Source organism: Mycobacterium sp. SMC-18 (genome assembly GCF_045310895.1).
Classification (GTDB): domain Bacteria; phylum Actinomycetota; class Actinomycetes; order Mycobacteriales; family Mycobacteriaceae; genus Mycobacterium.
The window spans coordinates 167,638-190,264 of sequence record NZ_JBJIAL010000010.1; the positions used below are offsets into that span (position 1 = coordinate 167,638).

24 protein-coding genes are annotated in these 22,627 nt (G+C 68.3%); 10 read left to right on the forward strand and 14 right to left on the reverse strand.

Annotation, left to right across the window (positions count from 1 at the left end):
- Window positions 1-19 precede the first annotated feature (19 nt).
- From ACJH6J_RS11820 to cobC, 6 genes are all read right to left on the reverse strand, one after another.
- Entirely contained in the window at window positions 20-1,093 is a 1,074-nt protein-coding gene (locus ACJH6J_RS11820) for a response regulator transcription factor (protein ID WP_406803981.1), read from the reverse strand.
- On the reverse strand, window positions 1,090-2,148 hold the full coding sequence (locus tag ACJH6J_RS11825; RefSeq protein WP_406803982.1) for a LuxR C-terminal-related transcriptional regulator: 1,059 nt from the start codon (window positions 2,146-2,148) through the stop codon (window positions 1,090-1,092). The genes ACJH6J_RS11820 and ACJH6J_RS11825 overlap by 4 nt, the downstream gene beginning before the upstream one ends.
- 268 nt (window positions 2,149-2,416) lie before the next feature.
- A complete protein-coding gene (locus tag ACJH6J_RS11830; RefSeq protein WP_406803983.1) occupies window positions 2,417-3,523 on the reverse strand; it encodes a bifunctional RNase H/acid phosphatase in 1,107 nt (368 codons plus the stop codon).
- A complete protein-coding gene (locus ACJH6J_RS11835) occupies window positions 3,520-4,272 on the reverse strand; it encodes a zinc ribbon domain-containing protein (RefSeq protein ID WP_138248607.1) in 753 nt (250 codons plus the stop codon). Before ACJH6J_RS11835 ends, ACJH6J_RS11830 begins: the two co-directional genes overlap by 4 nt.
- A gap of 11 nt (window positions 4,273-4,283) precedes the next feature.
- Window positions 4,284-5,408, reverse strand: coding sequence for a Nif3-like dinuclear metal center hexameric protein (locus tag ACJH6J_RS11840; RefSeq protein ID WP_406803984.1), 1,125 nt, complete (start codon window positions 5,406-5,408; stop codon window positions 4,284-4,286).
- Window positions 5,405-6,415, reverse strand: coding sequence for an Rv2231c family pyridoxal phosphate-dependent protein CobC (gene cobC, locus ACJH6J_RS11845; protein WP_406803985.1), 1,011 nt, complete (start codon window positions 6,413-6,415; stop codon window positions 5,405-5,407). Before cobC ends, ACJH6J_RS11840 begins: the two co-directional genes overlap by 4 nt.
- A 55-nt stretch (window positions 6,416-6,470) precedes the next feature.
- Here cobC and ACJH6J_RS11850 point away from each other — a divergent pair, with 55 nt between their 5' ends.
- From ACJH6J_RS11850 to ACJH6J_RS11860, 3 genes are read left to right on the forward strand one after another with little or no spacing between them, the layout of a single operon-like run.
- Entirely contained in the window at window positions 6,471-7,124 is a 654-nt protein-coding gene (locus tag ACJH6J_RS11850; RefSeq protein ID WP_406802214.1) for an HAD-IA family hydrolase, read from the forward strand.
- On the forward strand, window positions 7,117-7,605 hold the full coding sequence (locus ACJH6J_RS11855; protein ID WP_226521371.1) for a low molecular weight protein-tyrosine-phosphatase: 489 nt from the start codon (window positions 7,117-7,119) through the stop codon (window positions 7,603-7,605). The genes ACJH6J_RS11850 and ACJH6J_RS11855 overlap by 8 nt, the downstream gene beginning before the upstream one ends.
- Window positions 7,605-8,468: an SURF1 family protein gene (locus ACJH6J_RS11860; protein ID WP_406802213.1), complete on the forward strand. Its 864-nt coding sequence runs from the start codon at window positions 7,605-7,607 to the stop codon at window positions 8,466-8,468. The genes ACJH6J_RS11855 and ACJH6J_RS11860 overlap by 1 nt, the downstream gene beginning before the upstream one ends.
- Here the strand turns inward: ACJH6J_RS11860 and ACJH6J_RS11865 are convergent.
- A complete protein-coding gene (locus ACJH6J_RS11865) occupies window positions 8,410-9,375 on the reverse strand; it encodes a cobalamin biosynthesis protein (protein WP_406803986.1) in 966 nt (321 codons plus the stop codon). The two genes, ACJH6J_RS11860 and ACJH6J_RS11865, sit on opposite strands and share 59 nt — an antisense overlap.
- A 36-nt stretch (window positions 9,376-9,411) precedes the next feature.
- Between ACJH6J_RS11865 and ACJH6J_RS11870 the strand changes: the two genes are divergently transcribed.
- Window positions 9,412-10,239: an oxygenase MpaB family protein gene (locus tag ACJH6J_RS11870; protein ID WP_064859965.1), complete on the forward strand. Its 828-nt coding sequence runs from the start codon at window positions 9,412-9,414 to the stop codon at window positions 10,237-10,239.
- Window positions 10,240-10,267: 28 nt separating this feature from the next.
- Entirely contained in the window at window positions 10,268-10,663 is a 396-nt protein-coding gene (locus ACJH6J_RS11875; RefSeq protein ID WP_406802211.1) for a VOC family protein, read from the forward strand.
- A gap of 3 nt (window positions 10,664-10,666) precedes the next feature.
- Here the strand turns inward: ACJH6J_RS11875 and ACJH6J_RS11880 are convergent, their stop codons facing one another.
- The 3 genes from ACJH6J_RS11880 to ACJH6J_RS11890 form a co-directional block, all read right to left on the reverse strand.
- Window positions 10,667-11,365, reverse strand: coding sequence for a DUF5666 domain-containing protein (locus ACJH6J_RS11880; protein ID WP_406802210.1), 699 nt, complete (start codon window positions 11,363-11,365; stop codon window positions 10,667-10,669).
- A 68-nt stretch (window positions 11,366-11,433) separates the two neighbouring features.
- Window positions 11,434-12,306, reverse strand: coding sequence for an alpha/beta fold hydrolase (locus ACJH6J_RS11885; protein WP_406802209.1), 873 nt, complete (start codon window positions 12,304-12,306; stop codon window positions 11,434-11,436).
- The gene (locus ACJH6J_RS11890) at window positions 12,306-13,103 is read right to left on the reverse strand and encodes a class II aldolase/adducin family protein (protein ID WP_406802247.1); all 798 of its coding nucleotides are present in this window, start codon (window positions 13,101-13,103) and stop codon (window positions 12,306-12,308) included. Before ACJH6J_RS11890 ends, ACJH6J_RS11885 begins: the two co-directional genes overlap by 1 nt.
- Before the next feature lie 373 nt (window positions 13,104-13,476).
- On the opposite strand from ACJH6J_RS11890, the gene ACJH6J_RS11895 reads away from it, so the two are divergent.
- Genes ACJH6J_RS11895 through ACJH6J_RS11905 form a run of 3 tightly spaced genes read left to right on the forward strand, consistent with a single transcriptional unit; the run spans window position 13,477 to window position 15,418 of the window.
- Complete coding sequence (locus ACJH6J_RS11895; RefSeq protein WP_406802208.1) at window positions 13,477-14,316, forward strand: SH3-like domain-containing protein; 840 nt, start codon at window positions 13,477-13,479, stop codon at window positions 14,314-14,316.
- A 47-nt stretch (window positions 14,317-14,363) separates the two neighbouring features.
- On the forward strand, window positions 14,364-15,083 hold the full coding sequence (gene scnC / locus ACJH6J_RS11900; RefSeq protein ID WP_226521365.1) for a thiocyanate hydrolase subunit gamma: 720 nt from the start codon (window positions 14,364-14,366) through the stop codon (window positions 15,081-15,083).
- The gene (locus tag ACJH6J_RS11905; RefSeq protein ID WP_226521364.1) at window positions 15,080-15,418 is read left to right on the forward strand and encodes a nitrile hydratase subunit beta; all 339 of its coding nucleotides are present in this window, start codon (window positions 15,080-15,082) and stop codon (window positions 15,416-15,418) included. Before scnC ends, ACJH6J_RS11905 begins: the two co-directional genes overlap by 4 nt.
- 8 nt (window positions 15,419-15,426) lie before the next feature.
- Here the strand turns inward: ACJH6J_RS11905 and ACJH6J_RS11910 are convergent, their stop codons facing one another.
- Both ACJH6J_RS11910 and ACJH6J_RS11915 read right to left on the reverse strand, forming a co-directional pair.
- Complete coding sequence (locus tag ACJH6J_RS11910; protein WP_406802246.1) at window positions 15,427-16,887, reverse strand: aldehyde dehydrogenase family protein; 1,461 nt, start codon at window positions 16,885-16,887, stop codon at window positions 15,427-15,429.
- A 20-nt stretch (window positions 16,888-16,907) separates the two neighbouring features.
- Entirely contained in the window at window positions 16,908-18,458 is a 1,551-nt protein-coding gene (locus tag ACJH6J_RS11915) for a hypothetical protein (RefSeq protein ID WP_406802207.1), read from the reverse strand.
- Between the two features lie 60 nt (window positions 18,459-18,518).
- Between ACJH6J_RS11915 and ACJH6J_RS11920 the strand changes: the two genes are divergently transcribed.
- The gene (locus tag ACJH6J_RS11920) at window positions 18,519-19,142 is read left to right on the forward strand and encodes a hypothetical protein (protein ID WP_226521362.1); all 624 of its coding nucleotides are present in this window, start codon (window positions 18,519-18,521) and stop codon (window positions 19,140-19,142) included.
- Between the two features lie 207 nt (window positions 19,143-19,349).
- On the opposite strand, the gene ACJH6J_RS11925 is transcribed toward ACJH6J_RS11920, so the two are convergent.
- Both ACJH6J_RS11925 and ACJH6J_RS11930 read right to left on the reverse strand, forming a co-directional pair.
- On the reverse strand, window positions 19,350-20,189 hold the full coding sequence (locus tag ACJH6J_RS11925) for a mycofactocin-coupled SDR family oxidoreductase (RefSeq protein WP_226521361.1): 840 nt from the start codon (window positions 20,187-20,189) through the stop codon (window positions 19,350-19,352).
- Window positions 20,190-20,379: 190 nt separating this feature from the next.
- Window positions 20,380-20,979, reverse strand: a complete 600-nt coding sequence (locus ACJH6J_RS11930; protein ID WP_138248548.1) for a TetR/AcrR family transcriptional regulator — start codon at window positions 20,977-20,979, stop codon at window positions 20,380-20,382.
- A gap of 114 nt (window positions 20,980-21,093) precedes the next feature.
- On the opposite strand from ACJH6J_RS11930, the gene ACJH6J_RS11935 reads away from it, so the two are divergent.
- Window positions 21,094-22,395: a cytochrome P450 gene (locus tag ACJH6J_RS11935; protein WP_406802245.1), complete on the forward strand. Its 1,302-nt coding sequence runs from the start codon at window positions 21,094-21,096 to the stop codon at window positions 22,393-22,395.
- Window positions 22,396-22,627 lie beyond the last annotated feature (232 nt).

Below are 22,627 nucleotides of genomic sequence, written 5' to 3' on the forward strand. Positions count from 1 at the left end.
AGGTCGAAAGCACGCACGGCTATCGCGCCTGTTCACCGAATCTGGACTGCGCGTCCATGTAGAGCGTGATCGCCTCCAACCGATTGGCCGCACCGATCTTGCGCAGGATGCGTTTCACGTGCGTCTTGACGGTTTCCACCGACACGACCAACCCCTCGGCGATCTCCGCATTGGAGTCGCCCCGCACCATCCTGGCGAACACCTCACGCTCGCGGTTGGACAACGCCGCCGTGACCGCATCGACCGCCGCGGCCGGCGCGAACACGTCGTCGTCACCGCCGGGGTCCAGGCTGACGGCGGTGCCGGCGATGCGGTCGGCTTCCTCCGCCAACCGGGCGGCGGCCCCGATGATCGATACCCGAAGCTGTTCCACCCGTTCGGAATTCAACAGCCGCTCGTAGACGAACGAATACACCGCCAACAGCAGTCCCAACGTCTCGACGTCACCGTCGGCGATGGCACCCCGCGCGCGACACATGTGAACCAGTGCCACCACTTTCGACTCGACGACAATGGGGGCGACCAGATAGTCCGCAGCGCCCAGTATGTCGCAGAAGCCCTCGCTGGCCGGCGCCTCATCGCCGCCGGCGTGGATGACCCGCCGGAACCGCACGCAGTCCTGTTCGGCGGCAGCGGCATTGCGCGGCACCGGTTTTCCGGTCCCGCGCGTGCCGTGCGATGTCACGGGGATGAACTTGTCGGGAGCGATGGACGACAGCACCGCACTGCTCAACCCGATGGTGTGGCAGAGCTCGGCGCACACCTGGCGCTCGAGTGCCTGCAGCGACGGCGCCGCTTTCAACCGCCGGATGCTGTCGATCACCGAGCGCGCGGTGGCACCGGAGTCGTCACCGCTGATCAGGCGCGCCTCGACCTGCGCCTGCAACGACGCCATCAGCAGCCGCTGCGCCACGGCGGGCATCAGTGCGATGCCCTCGCCGTCGTCGCCGAACAGCACTTCCTCCGTGGTCGCCGCCGAGTTGGCAATGGCCTCCTCGAGAGTGGTCGCCTTGTCCGCTCTCGGCAGGTTGAGCACGCTGCGCAGGTGTCCGTCGATCTGATTGAGCCTGGTCACCATCGCACGGCGCGTCATCGCGACGGTCCGCTCCCCACGCCGGCGTCCATCGCCAGATACATCGCGAGGGCGGCCGCGCGGTTGGTGGTGCCGAACTTCTCGGCGATGCGCTTGAGATGGGATTTGACGGTGCCCTCGGAGATCTCCAGACAGCGCGCGATGTCGCGATTGGTGGCTCCGGTCGCCACGTAGGACATGACCTCCCGCTCACGCGGGGTCAGCTCGGCCGCGACGACGGGCGCGCTCGTCGGCTGGACATCCGGCTCGCACTCGCCTGCATCCGACACGACAGCGCCACCCGGTGCGGGCCGCGTCATGAGGTGATCCATTGTGGCGCAGAGTTTGTCGACCTCGACGCGCTGCTGCGAAACCTTCTCTGCCAGAACGGCCCGCTCGTACACCACGGCCAGGCATTCGGCGAATGCCTCGAGCAGATCGAACTGATCCATGACCGTGGTGCCGGGGGCTTCGGGGAAATCGGCGTGCAGCATCCCGATCACCGCGCCGCCGACGGTGATCGGTGCCGCGAGGTAGTCCAGCCGGGCCGACGCGGTCGGGCGGGACACGACGACGCCGTGTCGCCCGCGGATCAGGGCGGCCTCTGCCTCGGTTTCCTCGAACCGGACGGACACGCCCACCGAGAACCCATGGAAGGACAGCGATGTCGCACCGCGGCCATGCAGATGCCGCGGCAGCCAATCGTGCTCGCGGACCGTGGAGACCATGACGCGGCTGAATCCGAAGTCCCGGCACAGCAGTGTCATGGCGGCCTTGATGGTCTCCCGCGACGAGGTGCCGCGCAACGAATCGACGGCGTGGCGAATGGCAGTCACGCGCCCGGCACCATGGGCCACCGCGCGACGGCTCAGCTCACGACGGAGCCGCTGGACGCCGGCCAACACGTCTTCGGTCGCGGTGCCGGCACTGCGCTGGCGTTCGAGGCGGCGGCGGAAGCGGTCGAGTTGCCGGTCCAGCTCGTGGTATGCGCCGGGATCGCGAAGATTGCGGCCTAGCGAGTGCAGGCGGTCCGCTCCCGTCGTCGTCGCAGCGTGCCCGGCGATGAGCGTGGCCATTCACTCCCCTGCCTCGAGGTCGAAAACGGGACTGGTGCCAACATGTTCCGCGGTGTGCGCGGCCAGACGGGTCGGACCCGCGGCAGCTCTGCCCAGCTGCGACCGATGCGCGTTCAACAACCGTTTGAAATGTTGCTACGCAGATTCTGCGTGGGCGACAGCTTTCGACCTATGTCCGCAACCGACGAAAAAACCAGCGTCGCCCGCTCTGCTCTGTCCTGACACGACAAATCTGTGAGTCAGCAAACCGCCGGAGCTACAGACCGGCCTACAGATAAGCGGTCTGATTGACCAACCGGACCGCGGAACCGCCGTCGCCGAAGAACTCCGCGATGCTCAGCGACGCCAGATCCAGGTGCAGGCGGTACAGGATGCCGGGCCCCGCATCGAGCGCCTGCCGCAGGATCGTCTTGATCGGCGTGACATGCGAGACCACGAGTACCGTCGTCGCGCCGTGCTCGGCAATGATCCGGTTGCGGGCGCGGCGAATCCGGTGCGTCACCGTATCGAAGCTCTCCCCATCCGGCGGCGCGACGCTGGTGTCCCCCAGCCAGCTGCGGTGCAATTCCGGATCCCGTTCGGCCGCTTCGCGGAAGGTCAGGCCTTCCCAGGCACCGAAGTCGGTCTCGATCAGGTCGTCGTCGACGGTGACGTCGAGGCCCAGCGCACTCGCCGCCGCCTTCGCGGTGTCCAGCGCCCGCTGCAGCGGCGAGCTGATCACCGCCGAGATGCCGTCGATGCCAGCGATATACGCCGCGGCCGCCGCGGCCTGCTCGCGTCCCAGTTCGGTCAGCGGCGGGTTACCCCGGCCCGAGTAGCGCCGGTGCACCGACAGCTCGGTCTGCCCGTGCCGCAGCAGCAGGAACCGGGTGGGCGCGCCGACGGCACCGGTCCAACCGGGAGCGGATGGTTGTGCCGCAGCAACTTTCGGCTCTGCCTGGGCAGCCGGCACCGGCGGCGCCGACACCGACGCCGCCGCAGCATCCATGGCCTCATTGGCCAACCGGTCGGCGTGGGAGTTCTGGGCCCGCGGAATCCACGTGTAGCTGACCCGGCCGAACCGCCGGGCGAGCGCCACCGCCTCGCGGTTCAACGGGATCAGGTCCGGATGCTTGACCTGCCAGCGGCCCGACATCTGCTCGACCACCAGCTTCGAATCCATCGACACCGCAACGTCATCGGCGTCCAGGGCGGCCGCGGCCTCCAGACCGGCGATCAGGCCCCGGTATTCGGCGACGTTGTTGGTCGCCACCCCGATCGAGGCACTGCTCTCCGCGAGCACCTCGGCCCGGTCAGCCGAAAACACCACGGCGCCATAGCCTGCGGGTCCCGGGTTGCCGCGCGACCCACCGTCGGCCTCGACCAGAACTCTCACAGACCGGTTTCTCCCGCACGGAAGTCCTTGACCCGCACCAGGATCGCCCCGCACTCGGGGCAGCGCAGCACGTCGTCGGGGGCGGCCGCCGAAACCCGGGACAGCTCACCACGATCCAGGTCGATGCGGCAGGCGCCGCAGCGGCTGCCCTGGAGCAGCCCCGCGCCGGGGCCGCCCAGCTTGCGCTGTTTCTCGTACATCTCGGCCAGTTCCGGGGACACCGAGTCCAGCAGCGCCTTGCGCCGGTCGGCCGCCACCTTGCGGGACTCGTCGATGGACACCAGCGCCTGGTCGCGCTCGACCTGCGCCGAGGTCAGATCCCCCTGCAGCGCGTCGATCAGGGCCAGCTCCTCGTTCCGCTCACCCTGCAGCTCTTCCCGACGCTCCATGATCTCCAGCTGCTGCTCCTCGAGAGCGGCCTGTCGGCGCTGCAGCGTCTCGAGCTCGTGCTGCAGTTCGGCCACCTGCTTGGCGCCGACCGAACCACTGTCCATCAGCTTCTGGTCACGGGCCTCACGCTGACGCACGGCGTCGATCTCGGACTCGAACTTGGCGATCTGCGCGTCCAAATCCTCGACGGCGATGCTCAGCGCCGCCAACCGATCGTTGGCCTCGCGGTGCTCTGCCTGCACGGCGTCGAAGCGCTGCTGCTCGACCAGGTGCGTCGACCGGTGCGTCAGGCGGGTCAGCGCGGCGTCCACTTCGGCCACCTCGAGCAACAAACGTTGTTGCGACACTTCAGCTTTCATCTTCACGTCTCTCAGCAGGTTATCTCGACGTTCCAGGGGTCGGTACGGATCTGGCTGACCCGCACCGGCAACGCATCACCGAATTGTGCACGCAAGACCCCGGCGGCCTGCTCGCACCACGGAAATTCACTCGCCCAATGCGCCACATCGACCAGCGCCACGTCCGATGCGCGGCGGTGCTCGTCGGCGGGATGATGCCGCAGATCGGACGTCACGTAGACATCGACGCCCGACCGCGTCACCGCCCCCAGCAGCGAGTCGCCGGCGCCCCCGCAGACCGCGACGCGTGACACCAGGGCGTCCGGATCGCCCGCTGCCCGCACCCCCCACGATGTGGTGGGCAGACCGCGCGCGACGCGGGACGCGAAGGCTGTCAACGGTTCCGGCTCCGGCAACGAGCAGATGCGCCCGATCCCGACGTCCGACGGCAGCGGCGCCAGCGTGAGCACGTCGAACGCCGGTTCCTCATAGGGGTGCGCCGCGCGCATCGCCGTCAGCACCGCCCGCCGCAGTCGGGACGGCGCGATCACCTCGACGCGGTCCTCGGCGACCTGCTCGATGGCGCCGACCATGCCGATGGTCGGTGTCGCGCCCTCGTGCGGCAGGAACTGGCCCACGCCCATGGTCGCCCAGCTGCAGTGCGAGTAGTCGCCGATCTGGCCGCCACCGGCGGCGAACATCGCGTCCCGGACCGCGTCGGCGTTCACGTGCGGCACGAACACGACCCATTTGTCCAGATCAGCGCGCGCCTCGGCGGGGTCGAGCACACCCTCGACCTGCAGGCCCAGCGCCTCGGCGAGGGCGTCCGACACCCCGGGCGCGGCCACGTCGGCATTGGTGTGCGCGCTGAACAGCGCCGCGCCGCGGCGGATCAGCGAGTGGATCAGGGCGCCCTTGCCGGTGTCGGCGGCCACGGTGTCGACGCCGCGCAGCAGCAGCGGATGGTGCGCCAGCAGCAGTCCGCCGTCGGGCACCGACGCGGCGACGGCCGCGGTGGCGTCGACCGCGACGGTCACCGACTCCACGACCTCCGACGGGTCACCGCACACCAGGCCCACCGAGTCCCAGCTGTGCGCGAGCGCCGGCGGGTAGGCGCGGTCCAGCGCGGCGATGACGTCACGCAGCGGCACACTCACCAGGGCACCTCCTGTAGGGCTTCGACGAGGACCGGCCATTCCGGGCGGACCGCGGCGCGCAGGTAGCCGTCGGGCAGGCCGACGAACGTGTCGCAGCGGCGCACCGCAATCCCCTTCTCCGCCAGGTGCTTCCGGGCCAGCTCGGCGTCCGGCACCGAGAACAACACGAAGGGTGCGGCACCGTCGGCCACCGCGAACCCCGCCGCCGTCAGACCCGCCGCCATCTCGGCCCGCAGGTCGGCCAACCGGCGCGCCCCGGCCTCGGCCTCGGCGACCGCGGCCGGCGTGCTGCACGCCGTCAACGCCTCCAACTGCAGCGTGCCCAGCGGCCAGTGCGGCCGCTGCGCCGTCAGCCGCGCCAGCACCTCGGGCGCGCCCAGCGCGTAGCCGACCCGCAGCCCGGCCAGCGACCACGTCTTGGTCAGGCTGCGCAGCACCACGACGTCGGGCAGCGACCGCCCGGCCAGCGACTCCGGTTCACCGGGCACCGCGTCGGCGAAGGCCTCGTCGACGACGACGATGCGACCCGGTGCCCGCAGCGCCAGAATCTCGTCGCGGCAGTGCAGGACGCCGGTCGGATTGGTGGGATTGCCCACAACCACGAGGTCCGCGTCCGCCGGCACCGCCGCGCCGGACAGCCGGAACGGCGCGGCCAGCACCACGTGCGTGACGGGCACGCCGGCGGCGTCGAAGACGGCTTGCGGCTCGGTGAACGACGGCGCGATGAGCGCCGCCAGGCTGGGCTGCAGCAACGGGAGCAGCGCAAAACCCTCGGCGCCGCCCGCCAGCAGCGCCACTTCGTCGAGGTCACGGCCGTGCCGGGCCGCCACGGCCGCGCGGGCCGCGGCCACGTCGGACGAGGCCGGATAACTGCCCAGGTCGGCCAGCCGGGCCGCGAGGCGGTCGGCCAGCCACTGCGGCGGACCGGCGCCGCGGACGTTCACCGCGAAGTCGAGCATGCCGGGCGCCACCGCCTGATCGCCGTGATAGCGCACCCCGAGTTCCACAGGTAGACCCTAATGCGCGGCGCAGGCGGCCAGACACATCAGGGACAATGACACCGTGACCCCGCAGTTGGTGCTATTCGACCTCGACGGGACGCTGACCGACTCCGCCGAGGGCATCGTCGCCAGCTTCCGTCATGCGCTCGGCGCTGTCGGCGCCGCCCAGATATGTGACGCAGTGCCCGACGACGACTTGACGGAACGCATCGTCGGCCCGCCGATGCATGTGACACTCGGCTCGCTGGGCCTGGGCGACAAAGCCGCCGACGCCATCGCCGCATATCGCGCCGACTACACCACGCGCGGCTGGTCCATGAACCGCATGTTCGACGGCATCGAGGACCTGCTGGCCGACCTGCGGGCCGCCGGGGTACGACTGGCCGTCGCGACGTCGAAGGCCGAACCGACGGCCCGGCGCATCGTCGAGCACTTCGGCATCCACGACCATTTCGAGGTGATCGCCGGCGCCAGCGTCGACGGCACCCGGTCGGCGAAGGCCGACGTCGTCGCCCATGCGCTCGCCCAGCTGGCCCCAGTGCCCGAGCAGGTGCTGATGATCGGCGACCGGTCACACGACGTCCATGGCGCCGCGCACCACGGCATCGACACCGTCGTCGTCGACTGGGGTTACGGCGCAGCCGATTTCACCGACGATTCGACGGTCCGGCGGGTCGCCACCGTCGACGAGCTACGGGAGGTGCTGGGTGTCTGACCGCGTGCACGTGACGTTCATCTGTTCGGGCAACATCTGCCGATCGCCGATGGCCGAGAAGATGTTCGCCCACCAGATCGACGAGCGCGGGCTGGCCGGCCTGGTCCGGGTGACCAGCGCCGGCACTGGCGGCTGGCACGCCGGTGACCCCGCCGACAGCCGCGCCGAACGGGTGCTGCGCGCGCACGGCTACCCCACCGCGCACGCCGCCGCGGCCATCGACGCCGACCATCTCGCCGCCGACATGATCGTTCCCATGGGCCGCAACCACACCCGCATCCTGAGCGACCTGGGCGCCGATCCGGACCGGGTGCGGATGATGCGCTCGTTCGACCCCCGTTCGGGCGCGCACGCGCTCGACGTCGAGGACCCGTACTACGGCGGCATCGACGATTTCGAGGAGACCTTCGCGGTGATCGAGGCGTCGCTGCCGGGGCTGCACGACTGGGTCGACAAGCAACTGGCGGAGCGAGGCGACTGATGCGCCGGCTCGGGTTCCTCTTCCGGCCGCAGTGGCTGGCCCTGTTCGTCGTGGTGATCGCGTTCGCCTACCTGTGCTTCACGGTGCTCGCGCCGTGGCAGCTGGGCAAGAACACCCGCACCTCCCGCGAGAACAACCAGATCGCGTCGTCGCTGAACACCGAACCCGCGCCCCTGCTTTCGGTCCTGCCGCACCAGGATTCGTCAGACCCGGACGCGCAGTGGCGGCGGCTGACGGCGACGGGCCACTACCGCCCCGAGGCGCAGGTGCTGGTCCGGCTGCGGACCGATGACGGCGACCCGTCCTATGAGGTGCTCACCCCGTTCGCGGTCGACGGCGGCCCGACGGTGCTGGTCAACCGCGGCTACGTGAAGCAGGGCGACGGTCCGGGCGTGCCACCCTTCGCCGCGCCGCCGCCGGGGACGGTCACGATCACCGGGCGGCTGCGGGACGCCGAGCCGATCATGTCGGGCAAGGAACCGTTCAAGCAGGACGGCATCCAGCAGGTGTACTCGATCAGCCCGACCCAGATTTCGCAGCTGACCGGCGTGCCGCTGACCGCGGAGTACCTACAGCTCGTCGACGGCCAACCGGGCGGTCTCGGGGTCATCGCGCTTCCCCACCTGGATGCCGGCCCGTTCCTGTCGTACGGCATCCAGTGGATCGCGTTCGGCATCGTCGCGCCGATCGGGCTGGGCTACTTCGTGATGGCCGAAATCCGGCAGCGCCGGCTGGAGAAGGCCCAATCCGGCTCGGGCACCGACACTTCCGGCGGGCCCGACCCCGAGGAACCGGCCACGCCACTCACCGCCGAGGAGAAGACCGAGCAGAAGCTCGCCGACCGCTACGGCCGGCGCCGCTGAGCCCGACGGCCACCACCGTCGCCAGCGCCTGCACCCGGCGGGTCAGTCGCACCGCGTGACGCAGATCGGCGGGCACCGGCGCGGGCCCGACGCCCAGGGTCGGCCGCATCTCCAGCCGGTGCGCGTACTGCGTCGCTCCCCCGAGGCGCACGCCCAGCGCCCCGGCGAAGGACGCTTCGGCGACACCGGCATTGGGGCTCGGGTGCTTGTGCGCGTCGGCGCGCCACGCCCGCCACGCCGCGGCGGGCCGGCGCGACGCCGCCATGACGCACAGCCCCGTCACGCGGGCCGGGAGGTAGTTGAGGACATCGTCCAATCGGGCTGCCGCCCAACCGAATCGGGTGTAGCGCGGGTTGAGGTGACCGATCATGGCATCGAGGGTGTTGGCGCCGCGGTACACCAGCAGGCCCGGCACCCCGGCGACCGCACCCCACAGGATAGGTGCCACCTGCGCGTCGGAGGTGTTCTCCGCGACCGACTCCAGCGCGGCCCGGGCCAGCCCGTCGGCGTCGAGCGCCGACGGATCACGCCCGCACAGAGACGGCAGTAGCTCGCGCGCCGCAGCCACGTCACCGCGCTCGAGCCGCGCCGCCATGTCGGCGCCGGTCCGGGCCAGCGACGTCCCGCCCAGCACGGTGTAGGTCGCCGCGGCGGTCACCAGCGTCTTCGCCACCGGACCCCGCGCGACGCGTTCCAGGCCCAGACCCAGTGCGCCCAGCCCGACCAGCAGCGCCGCGGTGTGACCGGCCCCCGCCAGTCGGTTGTCGCTGTATGTACGCCGTTCCAGGGCGGCGGCCGTCGTCCCGAACAGCGCTACCGGATGGCCGCGGCGGGGGTCGGCCCAGCACACGTCGGCCAGGTAGCCGAGCACCAGACCGGCCGCCCGCGGGGCGCTTCTGTCAAACACGCCGGGCAGCGTCTCACAGGGTGTTTACTCGGCACCATGCGGCTCGGTCCACCTCGGCATCCGAAGCGGGTTGTCGACCTCATCAACCCCGCGGCGGCACTGGCGCCGGCGGCCAACGTCATCATGCAACTGGCCCTGCCCGGCGTGGGTTACGGCGTGCTGGAGAGTCCCGTCGACAGCGGCAACGTCTACAAGCACCCGTTCAAACGCGCCCGCACCACCGGCACCTATCTCGCGGCCGCGGTGTACGGCACCGACGACGACCGCGCGCTGATCCGCCGCGAAGTCGACCGGGTGCACGCGCTGGTGCGGTCGACGGCGTCGAGCCCCGTGAAATACACCGCGTTCGATCCGAAGCTGCAGCTGTGGGTGGCGTCGTGCCTCTACCGCTATTACATCGACCAGCACGAGTTCCTCTACGGCCCGCTGAGCCCCGCGGCCGCGGACGCCATCTATCAGGACGCCCGCACCCTCGGCACCACGCTGCAGGTGCGCGAGGGCATGTGGCCGGCCGACCGCGTCGCCTTCGACGAGTACTGGAAACGCACGCTCGACGAGCTGCAGATCGACGAGCCCGTCCGCCAACACCTGCACGGCGTGGCGGCCCTGGCGTTCCTGCCCACCCCACTGCGGCAGCTGGCCGGTCCCTTCAACCTGTTCGCGACGACGGGCTTCCTGCCCGCCGAGTTCCGCACCCACATGAAGCTGGCGTGGACACCCACCCAGCAGCGCTGGTTCGACCGGCTGCTGACGGCGGTGCGGCTGGCCGACCGGGTGATCCCGCGCGACGTCTGGCTGCTGGGCTACCAGCTGTACCTGTGGGACATGCGGTCGCGCGCCCGGCGCGGAAAACCAGTGGTATGAAACAACATTCACGATCAGGAGGCATCTCATGGCATTTGCGGCCCTTAACCATGTCGCGGTCACCGTCAGCGACATGGCGGTCAGCGGCCGCTGGTACCGCAACCTGATCGGCGAGGACCCGGTGCTCGACGAACACACCGACGCCGGCTACCGGCATCTGGTGTGGGCACTGCCCGGCGGCACTCTGTTCGGCATCCACCAGCATGACCGCGACATCGAACCGGGCCAGTTCAGCGAGTTCCGGGCCGGCCTCGACCACGTCGGCTTCGGCTGCGCCTCCCGGGCCGAGCTCGTCGACTGGGCCGCCAAACTCGAGGCGCTGGGCATCACCCATGGCGGCGTCGTCGACGCGCCCTACGGCTCCGGTCTGAGCTTCCGCGACCCCGACGGCATCGCCTTGGAGTTCTTCGCGCCGCCGGAATGAGCGTCAGCGGTGCCCGCCGCCACACGCCCCGTTCACGGCCGGCCGCACCATCGCGAACGTGGCCTGGAGGGCGCCGTTGCCGTCCTTGGTGCCGCGCGCGCCCAGACACATCCCGGCGGCGATCGCCTTCGCGTCGGCAGCGGCGCTCTTGGTGTAGCGGGTATCGGGTGTCACCGTCACGGTGATCTGCGCGTTGTCGGCGTCGGTGACCATGATCGTGCTGCCGTTCACCGAGGCAACCGTGCCGTTGATGCCGTGTTCGCGCTTTCCGCCCTTCTGACCGCATTGCGCGTTGCCCGGTTGGCCGACGAGGACGTTGGCGGCCGTCACCGCGTTCCCGGTGTCGTTGCCCTTGACCGGGCGGACCGCGACGCACTCGCCGGCCGTGACGTCGGTCAGCTGGCCGGCGGCGAGCTGGGTGATGCGCGTCGAGGACGTGATGTCCACGGTCCCCGGCCCGTCTTTCCCGGTGATCGATACCGTGCCGCCTGAAACCGAGTTGACCAGCCCGGACAGCCGGTCTTTACCGCCCGGACCGCCGGGAGCCGCAGGTGCCGGGCTCGCGGACGACGGCGCTGAACTGGCGGCGGCACTGGAACCGGCCGACGGTGTGTTCGATGATCCGCAGGCCGCCAGGGACAGCGCGGCGAATCCGGCGAGAGTGACGACGCCGTAGCGCCGGGTACGGGATGTAGTGGACATGAGCCCACAGTGAACGGCCCAGCCATGAATCAGCCCAGATCTTGATATGAAGACGCTGGGCGCCGCGGTCAGCTGAGGAATTCGTCCAGCGCCGCGAGCGTCTCGTCGGGGCGCTCTTCCGCCAGGAAGTGGCCGGCGTCGATGCCGTGACCCCCAACGTCGCCGGCGTACTGCCGCCACACCTCGAGCGGCTCATACAGCCGCCCGACGACGCCACGCGTGCCCCACAGGATCAGCAACGGGCACTCGACCTTTCGGCCGCCGTCGGCGGCGTCGTGCACCAGATCGATGCTCGCCGCGGCGCGGTAGTCCTCGCACATGGCATGGATGGCCTCGGGCGTGGCGAAGCAGCGCTCGTACTCGGCCATGGCCGCGGGGTCGTAACAGTCCGTGCCGCCGAAGGCGCCGAGAAACGCCTTGAGCAACAGTGCGGCGCTCGGCTCCATCATGAGTTCGGGCAGCGGCGCGGGCTGGATGAAGAAGAACCAGTGGAAGTAGGCGGTGGCCAGAGCCTGATCTGTGTGGTCGTAGACGTACTTGGTGGGCACGATGTCGAGCAGCGCGGCCCGGGTGACAGTCTCGGGGTGGTCGAGCAGCATCCGGTGTGTCACGCGTGCGCCACGGTCATGAGCCACCACGCTGAAGACGTTGTGGCCCAACTGGTCCATGAACGCGACCTGATCGGCGGCCATCGTCCGGAAGCTGTAGTCGGCATGGTCACCGCCGCCGGGCGGTTTCGAGCTGTCGCCGTAGCCGCGCAGATCCGTCGCGACGACGGTGAACCGCTCGGCCAGCCGGGGTGCGAGGTGGTGCCACATGACGTGGGATTGCGGTGCGCCGTGGAGCAGCAGCAGCGGCGGGCCCGAGCCGCCGATGACGGCCTGAATCTCGACACCGTTGACCGCCAGCCGCTCGTCGGTGAACCCCGGGAAGAGGCCCATCAGTCGAAGACGTCCGGCTGGCCGGCGACGACCTGCTCCCACAGCGGCCGGAACTGGAACCAGGCGACCAGGTCGCTGCCGATCTGGCTGTGCACCAGTTTGGCGGTGTCGTGGTCGATGACGGTGGGCCTGCCCGCAGCCATCGCGAGCAGTTGCGCCTGGCACGACCGCTCCATCGTGACGAACCACCACGCGGCCGCCGAGACCGACGTGCCGACGGTGATCAGGCCGTGGTTACGCAGGATCGCCGCCTTGTTGTCACCGATCGCGGCGGCGATGTTCTTGCCTTCCTCTTCGGCGAGGACCACGCCGCGGTAGTCGAGGTACAGACCGTGGTCTTCGTAGAAGGGGCAGGCATCCTGGGTGAGCGGCTCGAGCGGGATGCCGAGCGCCGAGAACGCCTTGCCGTACAGCGAGTGGGTATGCGCCGCGGCGACGGCGTCGGGCCGGGCGTTGTGCACCTGCGCGTGGATCGTGAACGCGGCCGCGTTGACCGGCCGCGTGCCGTGCACGACGCGGCCCTGGTGGTCGACGCAGATGAGGTCACTGACGCGAATCTGGTTGAAGCTCATGCCGAACGGGTTGACCCAGAACAGCTCCGGGTGCTCCGGATCGCGGGCGGTCATGTGCCCGGCGACACCTTCGGAGAACCCGAACTTGCCGAACACCCGGAACGCGACCGCGAGATCGCGCTTGCGCTGCTCGCGCTCCTCCTCGACCGACAGGCCCGTGGGCGGAAGAGGTAGATCGCAGGGATCGGGCAAGGGACCGAGCGCCCGTTCCAGCAGTTGCCGCATCTCGTCGCTGATCGTGCTCACATCCATCGCCAGGCCCTTCCGACGCCGATACCGAGCAAGCATCACACGTCAGGTCGCTCGGCGGAAGGCGGGATTTGCTGACTACCGGGCAGTGAACTCGATCGGTAGGGCCGCCGGGCCACACCTGCGGCAACAACCCGTCCGCTACTGTCTCATGGGCACTGAATAGCGTTGCATGGCAATGCCTTTGGCGAATACCACCAAAGCGGCCCGCAACCACCGAAGCCGGGTTATGGTCGCTGGGTAGTCATGTGAGCCAGGACGCGGGGGTGCGTTCGTCCCTCAGCATGTGTTGGATGCCGGATCGGCCCTCGCGTCAGTTTGTCGCGTCTGCACAACACGAGGAGCTGTCATGAGCACAGCGGCCGAGCGCGCAGCCCAATTGGGCTTGGTGTCCCGACTGAAATCGTCCTACCCGGAACTTCCCGACGCCCCCTACCCCGACATGCTGGATACGGCCCGGATCCAGGCCTACCTGAAACCGGTGCACGACGTGGGCGGCGAGCCCGACGCCCCGATGGAGTACGTCAACAAGCAGTACGAGCTGTGGGAACACATGACGTACGTCATCTGCGAGGTGCTGGCCTGGCGCGGCATCTGGTTGTCGGAGGAGCGGCGCCGCATCGGCAACGTCGACGTCGGCCGTGCGGAGTACCTGGGTCTGCCCTATTACGGCCGCTGGCTGCTGTCGGTCGCCCGGGTCCTGATCGAGAAGCATCACATCAGCCTCGGCGAACTCATGGAACGGATGGCCGAGGTGAGGGGCCGTTACGAGGGCGGGCTCGACGGCAAGACCCTCGAGGCGAAGCCCAGGTCCGAGGGCGACGGGGCGAACGTCAAGCGCAACAAGCATCACATCGAAGCCGTCGGCATCGGCGATCCGCAGATCTACGCCGGTAAGGCCGGGACACCGAAGTTCAAGGTCGGCGACGCCGTGCGGGTGCGGGAGCTGCCGGTGATCTTCTACACCCGCACCCCGGAGTACGTGCGCGGCGCGACCGGCAAGATCGCGGTGCTGGCCTACGAGAGCCCGGCGCCGGAGGACGAGACGTGGGACATCCCCGAGGCGCCGCCCGAGTGGTTCTACGTCGTCGAGTTCAACCAGTCCGAGCTGTGGCACGACTACACCGGCACAGCGAAGGACACCCTCCGCACCGAAATCCCCGAACGCTGGCTGGAAGCCGCCACCTAGCTCGAATCACCGATGCGCTCAATTCACTGATACCAGAAAGGATTTGTATGTCGGATCACCATCATGATCATGACCACGATCACGCCCGCACCGTGAAACCCATGGTCGACGAGATCACCGACTTCGAGGTCCTCGAGATCGCCCTGCGCGAATTGTGCATCGAGAAGGGCATTTTCACCGCCGAGGAGCATCGGCGGTTCACCGAGTTCGCCGAACAGATCGGCCCCACCCCGGCGGCGCGGCTCGTCGCCCGCGCCTGGCTGGACCCCGAGTTCAAAGAGCTGGCCGTCAACGATTCACTGGCCGCCAGCAAGGCCGTCGGCGTCGACTGGCTGGAGCCGACCGGCTTCGGCACCCCGAGCGATTTCGTCGCGTTCCAGATTCTCGCCGATACGCCGACAGTGCATCACGTCATCGTCTGCGCGCTGTGCTCGTGCTATCCGCGGCCGATCCTGGGGAACTCCCCCGAGTGGTACCGCACGCCCAATTACCGCCGGCGCCTGGTCCGTTGGCCGCGTCAGGTGCTGGCCGAGTTCGGGCTCTACCTGCGCGACGACATCGAGGTCCGGGTCGAGGACTCCAACCAGAAGCACCGGTTCATGGTGATGCCGATGCGCCCCGAGGGCACCGACGGCTGGACCGAAGATCAACTGGCCGAGATCATCACGCGCGACTGCCTGATCGGGGTGGCACTGCCCAAACCGGGCGTGACCACCAACGCGATCGTGACGACGCGCCCCGCCATGCACCCGGGGACGGCCGGATGACCGAGATCGCCCCACTGCGAGACATCGTGGCCCGCGACCAGGTGTGGTCGCGCATGGCCGCCAAGTGGGGTGTCGAAAACCCCGTTCCCCCATGGAAAACCAGCCTCGACGGCTTGTGCGACGCACTGGACCATTCGGCGTGCGACACCGAGGTGCTCAACTTCAAGGACCGCCGCGACGAAGAGGACGCCCTCTCCGCCACGGTGTATGCGAGCCTGCCGTACCCCGAGAGCCAGTTGGTCTCGCTCGCCCACTCGCTCGTGGCCCGTGGCGTCATCAGCGAAGCGGAGTTGCAGGAACGACTCGCCAGCGTGCGGGCCAGGCTGGAGGCCTGACGCCGCGGTCAGGACACCTTGATCCGGATGTTCTTGGTCTGCCGGAACTCACGCAGGCCTTCGATTCCGCCCGACCGGCCGAAGCCGCTGTGCTTGTATCCGCCGTAGGGGCTTTGCGGCTGGATGTCGCTTCGGGTGTTCACCCAGACCGACCCGGCCTGAAGCTGCCGTGACACCGTATGGGCGCGGCGCAGATTCGTGGTGTGGACGAATGCGTTGAGCCCGTAACGGGTGTCGTTGGCCAGCGCCACCGCTTGGGCGTCGTCGTGGAATCGCAGCACCGACACCACCGGCCCGAAGGTCTCCTGCTGGGCCAGCGGTGAGCGGTTGTCGACGTCCGCGAACACCGTCGGCTCGACGTAGAACCCTGCGGCCAGCTCGCCGCCGATCCGGTTGCCGCCCAGCACGAGTTCGCCGGATCCTTCTGCCGTCGCCCGCGCGATGGTACCCAGGATGCGGTCGACGGCGGCCTGGTTGATGACCGGACCGAAGAGGACATCGGAGCGCAGCGGGTCGCCGATCGGCGCCCGCGTGACAGCGGCGAGGAACTTGTCCAGAAACGCGTCATAGACATTGTTGTGAACCAGGATTCGGCTACTGCAGGCACAACTCTGCCCGGCCTGCATGATCGGCCCTTGGTGCGCGGACAGGTTCGCGGCGGCATCCAGATCGGCATCGTCGAAGATGATGGCGGCGGCGGTGCCCCCGAGTTCGGCGACCACCGGGGTGATGTTCTCGGCGGCGGCGGTCAGCACCCGCCGGGCAGTGGCGGTGCCGCCGGTGAAATGAATCTTGCCCACACCGGGGTGCCGCACGAGCGCCTCGCCGCCGTCCGCGCCCGCGGGCAGCACATTGACGAGGCCGGCAGGTAGGCCGGCCTCCAGGCAGAGTTCGCCGAACCGGAGTGCCGCCAGCGGCGCGAGTTCCGACGGCTTCACGATCACGGCATTGCCCGCGGCCAGGGCCGGTGCGACCGCCAGCCCGATCACCACCAGGGCGCCGTTCCATGGCGCGATGACGCCCACGACGCCGTACGGTTCATGCTCCACCAGGTTGAGGTCGAAGCCGCCCGCCACGGGAGTGCTTGCGCCATCGGCCTTGTCGACGTATCCGGCGTAGAACCGGAAGAACCGTTCTGTCAGCACCGACGTCGCGGCCAACGACGTCGGCACGCCGTAGTCGTGGGTGTTGATCCGGGCGAACTCCCCGTGGTGCTCACCGAGGAGATCGGCCAGATCGAACAGGATGTCGCGGCGCCGGTCGGGCGGGTACGACATCCAGGTTCGCTGCGCCCGCGCCGCCGTCTCGACCGCACTGTCGACTTCCACGGCGCCGGCCATCTCGACGACGGCATTCACCCGACCGGTGCCGGGATACACGTGGCGGTGGGTCCCACCGGATGATCCCGTAACCCGATCCGCACCGAGAAGCAATGCACCACTGGGTAATTCGTTGCCGCTTGCGATGATGCGGTCCTTTCGATGGCCGACTATGCGTCCTGCTGTGCCTGGTGCGCCGCATCCGGGTCCGGCAGCGACTGCACATCGCCGTCGACACTGGAGGTGATGGTGCCGGTCAGCGCCTGCTGGAACGCGTTGATGTTCGCGTCGGCCGTCAGATAGCCGGTGTGGGCGCCGGTGACGGTGATATCGGCCAGGTAGTGGACCGTCGTCTGACTGGCGTTGTAGTCGGCGGATTCGGTGCCGTTGAGAATCTCGCCCAGTTCGTTCACATAGTTGGTGTAGGTGACGGTGCGGATGGTGCGCGTCGGATCGTTCGCGTCCGGCGCCTCGGTCACCACCGCGGTACCACCACCCACACCCGAATAGGTGCCGGTGGCCGGCAGCGGTGTGGTGGCGGCGACGTAGCTGCCGAGGGCCGGTGCCCACGAATCCGAGCTCGGCGTCGACCGGTCCGCCGCCACCGGGCCGACGCTGGTGGTGTACTTCAGGTTCGCGATGACCAGTCGGGACACCGTCGGATCAGCGGTGCTGGACTCCCAGAACGTGACAGCGGTGCCGTCGGGATTCCAGCTCGGCATGCTGCGGGCCGCGTATCCGTCGCCGGCATCGAACAGCGGAATACCGTTCTCCCGGTTGAGTTCATCACCGACCTGGACGATCCATTCCTGGTTCGAGATGTTGACCGGGGCGGCCCACTCCAGGTACACGGGTGCGCCGACGTACACCGGCAGGAAGTTCTGTCGGATGATCCGCGTCATCGGGGTCAGCGCATTCAGCCCGCGGGTGCTGCCGATGGCGATCCACTGCATGTTGGGCGAGTAATCCATGTCCTCGTCGTAGTCGAGGTTGGCCGTCACCCTGGTGACCTTGCCGGTGGCGAGGTCAACCTCGATGTCGTCGACATTGCCCGCATCAAATTGGCCGCCGAGGATCACCACGCCCTTACCGTCCGGTGTCCACTGCTTGCCCTCGCCGGTCGGGTACACCACCCGGGCGTCGGTGACCGTGTAGCCGGTATCGGTGCGGGTGAGCGTGCCGACGATCGGCAGGGCCTGCAGCAGGTTGTTGGGCCCGATCACGATTCGGGTGTACAGCACGTGGGTGCCGTCCGGCGACACCCGCATCTCGCGTTGCGGATCGATGGCGTAGCCACCGCCGGCCGGCGTGGTGATCGAAACCAGCTGGGTTCCGTTGATTCCGGTTTCCAGCATGGAGTAGCGCGGCGTCTGCCCGGCGACGTTCACCAGCACCAGTACCCGGCCCGAACCGTCGTCGACGGGAACGGGTTTAGCCAGATTTCCGGTTTCGCCGACGCTGACACCGCAAGTCACACATTGCAGCGCGGTTCCGTCGGTCTTGATCTGGTAGATCTCCGAGCGGCCCCCGCTGGTCGGCTGGCCGGCGAAGAAGATGGATTGGCCGTCGGCCGAGTAACGCGGATTCGCCGGGCTGGCAATGGTGTCGGGCAGGTTCAGGATCACCCGCTGGACTTCGGGGTTGAGCACCGAAACGTCGATGCCGGCCTTCGCGCTGTGCGGGCTGAACAGGCCCAGCAGGTTGAACTTGCCGTCTGTCACCGACACTGAGAACGAATCGGTCTGCACCGCGGTGTAATTGATGTCGCCGGTATCGCGGCGGTGGCCGGTATCGTGGCGGTGGCAGCCGTCGCGGCAACCGCCATCGTCTGTGTCGTGGCGGCCGTGGGGGCAACTGCCGCTGCGGTCTTGGCCGTGGCATTGGTGCTGACGGCCGCGGTGCTCGCCGCTTGCGCGGAGGGCGAGGCGGTGGTGGTCTCCGCAGGCGCCGGCTTGGCCGGGGATTTGGTGCTCGCGCCCGGCTTGGACGAGGCCTTGGCACTCGTGCGCGGCTTGGCCGCCACCGATGCCGCACCGCCGCCGGCACTTTCGTGTGCGTCGCCCTTTGGAGTCGTCGATGAACTGCCGGTATGGGCTCCCCCACTGCTGCTGACGACCACGCCCGAGCCCACCTCGGCGCTCGACGAGGTCGATCCGGACGTCGGTGACGTGCCTGCTGTCCCTGCGACCGAAGACGATCCGGTGCCACCCGAGCCGCTCGCCGATTCGGTCGTCCCGGTCGTTCCCGTGCTGCCCGCCGTTGCGGTTGTACCGGTGTTCGTCGTCGATCCGCTCGCGGCACTGCCCGCGGTACCCGGGGACGTCGACCCACCCGGTGCGCTCGCCGAGCTCGTTGACGATGAACTCGCCGACCCGCCAACGGTATCCGCGACGGCCACTCCGTGACCGGTCGCCACCGCGGTGGCCAGCCAGGCCGCGACCGCCAGGCCGCCATACCCGCCGATCTTGGCGGCTCTCGGACAGGAGTGGGACGCAGGCGCCTCGGGTGCTACTGAAGCGAACAGCGGGTTGATACGAGAACTGTTACTGGCCATGGTCTTTGGCTCCGTTGCCGTTGGGTTGATGGCTATTCGGTTGGGTTGCTGATCAGGGTTACTTGAGCATGCTTCCGGCGTCGACGGTCATGGGAAGACCTGTCACATAACGGGATTCGTCCGAGGCCAGGAACAACACCGCATTGCTGATGTCCACTGGCTCGACCCAGCCCACCGGCAGCACGTGCATCATCTGCGCGACGACCTTCATGTCGTCCGGACCCGGGTTCTCCAGGTCGGGCCGGAACAGCTTCATCGTGCCCTCGTTCATGAACAGCGGGGTGTTCACATTCGTCGGGTGCACCGAGTTCACCCGGATCGAGTGGTGGCCCAACTCCACGGCGAAGGTCCGCATCAGCCCGACCACGCCATGCTTGGCCGCGATGTAGTGCCCCGTGTGCGGGTAGGCCTTGAGTCCGCCCACCGAGCTGGTCAGAATGATCGATCCACCCTGCCCCTGCGAGATGAGATGCGGCACTGCAGCTTTGACCGACTTCCAGACGCCGGAGAGGTTGACGTCGATCATGTCGGTCCAGTCTTCTTCGCTGGTATGGTCCAGCGTCTGGCCACCATTGCCGATACCGGCATTGGCACAGATGATGTCCAGCCGGCCCAGCTGTTCGACGCCGTTGTCGACAGCGGCCTTCACCGCGGCGTAGTCGCGCACGTCGACCTCGGCGGTGACGATGCGCCGGTTCAGCTGCTTGACCAGATCCGCCGTTTCGGCAAGGTCGTCCCGGGTCGCGGGTGCGATCTGGGGGTTGCTGCTCACGGGACCACAGATGTCGATGGCGATGATGTCGGCGCCCTCTTCGGCGAGCCGCACGGCGTGACTACGCCCCTGACCACGGGCCGCTCCGGTGATGAATGCGACCTTGCCCTCTACCCGTCCCGCCATGAATCCACCTCGCTGTTGGTTGTCGCCGCCGCCGCGGAATGGCGGTCCGGCCGTCGATCCCAAAAATTGGTCGATCGATCAGGAACCATGGCATGCGACGCGGCGCAGTGTCAATGACGAGATTCAAGAAAGCCGGCGACGCCGCCGAAGTCACCGAGCGGACGGGCGCGACGGCCCGTCCGGCGACAGGTCAGTCGCGCACGACTTCCGCAGCCTTCGTCAGCAGCTCGATCTGCCGGTCGATGAACGCGCGGAGTTCCTCATGCCCCCGGGTCACACCGACTGCATTCTCATTGCCGACGCTGCGCGCGATCTGAGCGACGATCATGGAGATCACCACCGGCGGGTACGCGTCCAGATTCACGCCGGCGGTCCGCAGAACCAGCGTCACCGCCGCGGTTTCGATATCGCGCACGCGTTCCGAGTACGCCTTCAATTCGGCGCCAACGGCCTTGCGGTGGTTGGCCAATGCCATGAATTCGGTGCTCAACACCGTCTGTCGCGGGTCACTGTTGATCCGCCACAGCGCGCGCAGCGGGTCCTCGTCGAGCAACACTTCCCGCAGCCGCTCCAGAGCCACTTCCCCGCCGGCACGAAGCGCCTCGACGAACAGGTCGTCCATGGTCGGGAAGTAGTAATAGACCAACGCCTGCTTGACGCCGGCCTGGGCCGCGACCCGCCGCGAGGTGGCCGCGGCGTATCCCTCGTCATGCATGATCTGCACCGTCGCCTCGATCAGGCGCTGTCGGGCACCGCCGTCATCGGCCTTCGATTTGCGTGCCTGGGTCATCGACGAACCCGCCCCGAAATGCTTGACCGGCCGTCGCGGCGCGTGATAGGCATACGGCAGTCTAACATTTTGATCGATCGATCAGGAGTTGCTGTCATGCAGCCCAAGTCCACAGTGGCCGACCTCGCCGACGTCGACTACTTCACGAACCCCGACATCGCCCAGGACCCGTACGCGTACTGGGATCATCTGCGTCAGCAGGGGCCTGTCGCTCGCGAACCGCACTACGGCGTGGTGGCGGTGACCGGGTACCAAGAAGTCCAGTCGGCCTTCAAGGATGTCGATTCGTTCTCGGCGGTCAATGCCATCGGCGGCCCGTTCCCGCCGCTCCCGTTCACCCCGGACGGGGACGACATCAGCGAGCTCATCGAGGCGCACCGTCACGAGTTCCCGATCTTCGAACACATGGTGGTGATGGATCCGCCCGAGCACGAGAACGCCCGATCCCTGCTGAGCCGGCTGCTGACCCCGCGCCGCCTGCAGGAGAACTCGGACTACATGTGGGGCCTCGCCGACCGGCAGTTCGACGAGTTCATCGCGAACGGCCGGTGTGAGTTCCTCGGCGAGTACGGCAAGCCGTTCGCGACGCTGGCGATCGCGGATCTACTCGGCGTACCCGAGGACGATCGCCCCGAGATCCGGCGCAACCTCGGAGCCGGCAACGTACCGGGATCCGCAGTCGGCGCCCTCGACCACGAGCCTGTGGGCTCCAATCCCCTTCAGTACCTTGACGATCTGTTCAGCGGCTATATCGCCGACCGGCGCGAGCACCCGCGCGAAGACGTGCTGACCGGGCTGGCCACCGCCACCTATCCCGACGGCTCCGTCCCGCCGCTGCTCGAGGTGGTGCGGCCGGCGACGTTCCTGTTCGCCGCCGGGCAGGAAACCGTCACGAAGCTGCTCAGTTCCGCCGTCAAGGTGCTGGGCGACAACCCCGGGCTGCAGCATCACCTGCGGGAGAACCGCGACCTGATCTCCCCATTCATCGAGGAGGCGCTGCGCTTCGAGAGCCCCACCAAGGTGGACTTCCGCCTCTGCCGCAAGTCCACCACCCTGGGTGGCGTGCCGATCAAGGCCGGCACCGTGATGATGCTGTGTCTCGGGGCGGCCAACCGGGATCCCCGAAAGTTCGACAATCCCAACGAGTTCCGTCTCGATCGCAAGAACGTGCGCGAACACATCGCCTTCGGCCGTGGCATTCACACGTGTGCCGGCGCTCCCCTGGCTCGGGTCGAGGGCCGCGTCACCATCAACCGCCTGTTCGATTTATCTGTAGGTACGGGCGTGTCAGGTGAGTTCTCGGTGCTGTTGACGGCGGTTATGCGCGGGAATTTCATGTTCTGGCTGATGTCGTTTGCGTCTGGTCGTGCTCTGCGCAGTCTGAAACGTACGTTTGAATCGACGAATGTTAATTGACAGGCGTCAGGGGAATCGTGACGGCGGGTGCCGTCGACGCAACATTTCCCCCAAGGTCCGTCCGGTGTCGGATCGGTGACCGTCACTGCGCTGGCTCCTCGTTGCCAGCCCCCGCGCAAAGCTCTCGCTTGACGGCCCGCTGCGCTCATAGAATGGAGGAATTGTCAATACCTGTGGATCGGCTTGTTTCAGGCGACCTCCGTTCCAGTTGATTCGGTCGGTGCCGAGTCCG

Coding starts and splice junctions, on each gene's coding strand:
- ACJH6J_RS11820 (WP_406803981.1), bottom strand. CDS start 1,093: ATGACGCGCCGTGCGATGGTGACCAGGCTCAATCAGATCGACGGACAC.
- ACJH6J_RS11825 (WP_406803982.1), bottom strand. CDS start 2,148: ATGGCCACGCTCATCGCCGGGCACGCTGCGACGACGACGGGAGCGGAC.
- ACJH6J_RS11835 (WP_138248607.1), bottom strand. CDS start 4,272: ATGAAAGCTGAAGTGTCGCAACAACGTTTGTTGCTCGAGGTGGCCGAA.
- ACJH6J_RS11860 (WP_406802213.1), top strand. CDS start 7,605: ATGCGCCGGCTCGGGTTCCTCTTCCGGCCGCAGTGGCTGGCCCTGTTC.
- ACJH6J_RS11870 (WP_064859965.1), top strand. CDS start 9,412: ATGCGGCTCGGTCCACCTCGGCATCCGAAGCGGGTTGTCGACCTCATC.
- ACJH6J_RS11875 (WP_406802211.1), top strand. CDS start 10,268: ATGGCATTTGCGGCCCTTAACCATGTCGCGGTCACCGTCAGCGACATG.
- ACJH6J_RS11880 (WP_406802210.1), bottom strand. CDS start 11,365: ATGTCCACTACATCCCGTACCCGGCGCTACGGCGTCGTCACTCTCGCC.
- ACJH6J_RS11885 (WP_406802209.1), bottom strand. CDS start 12,306: ATGGGCCTCTTCCCGGGGTTCACCGACGAGCGGCTGGCGGTCAACGGT.
- ACJH6J_RS11890 (WP_406802247.1), bottom strand. CDS start 13,103: ATGCGGCAACTGCTGGAACGGGCGCTCGGTCCCTTGCCCGATCCCTGC.
- ACJH6J_RS11895 (WP_406802208.1), top strand. CDS start 13,477: ATGAGCACAGCGGCCGAGCGCGCAGCCCAATTGGGCTTGGTGTCCCGA.
- scnC (WP_226521365.1), top strand. CDS start 14,364: ATGTCGGATCACCATCATGATCATGACCACGATCACGCCCGCACCGTG.
- ACJH6J_RS11905 (WP_226521364.1), top strand. CDS start 15,080: ATGACCGAGATCGCCCCACTGCGAGACATCGTGGCCCGCGACCAGGTG.
- ACJH6J_RS11925 (WP_226521361.1), bottom strand. CDS start 20,189: ATGGCGGGACGGGTAGAGGGCAAGGTCGCATTCATCACCGGAGCGGCC.
- ACJH6J_RS11930 (WP_138248548.1), bottom strand. CDS start 20,979: ATGACCCAGGCACGCAAATCGAAGGCCGATGACGGCGGTGCCCGACAG.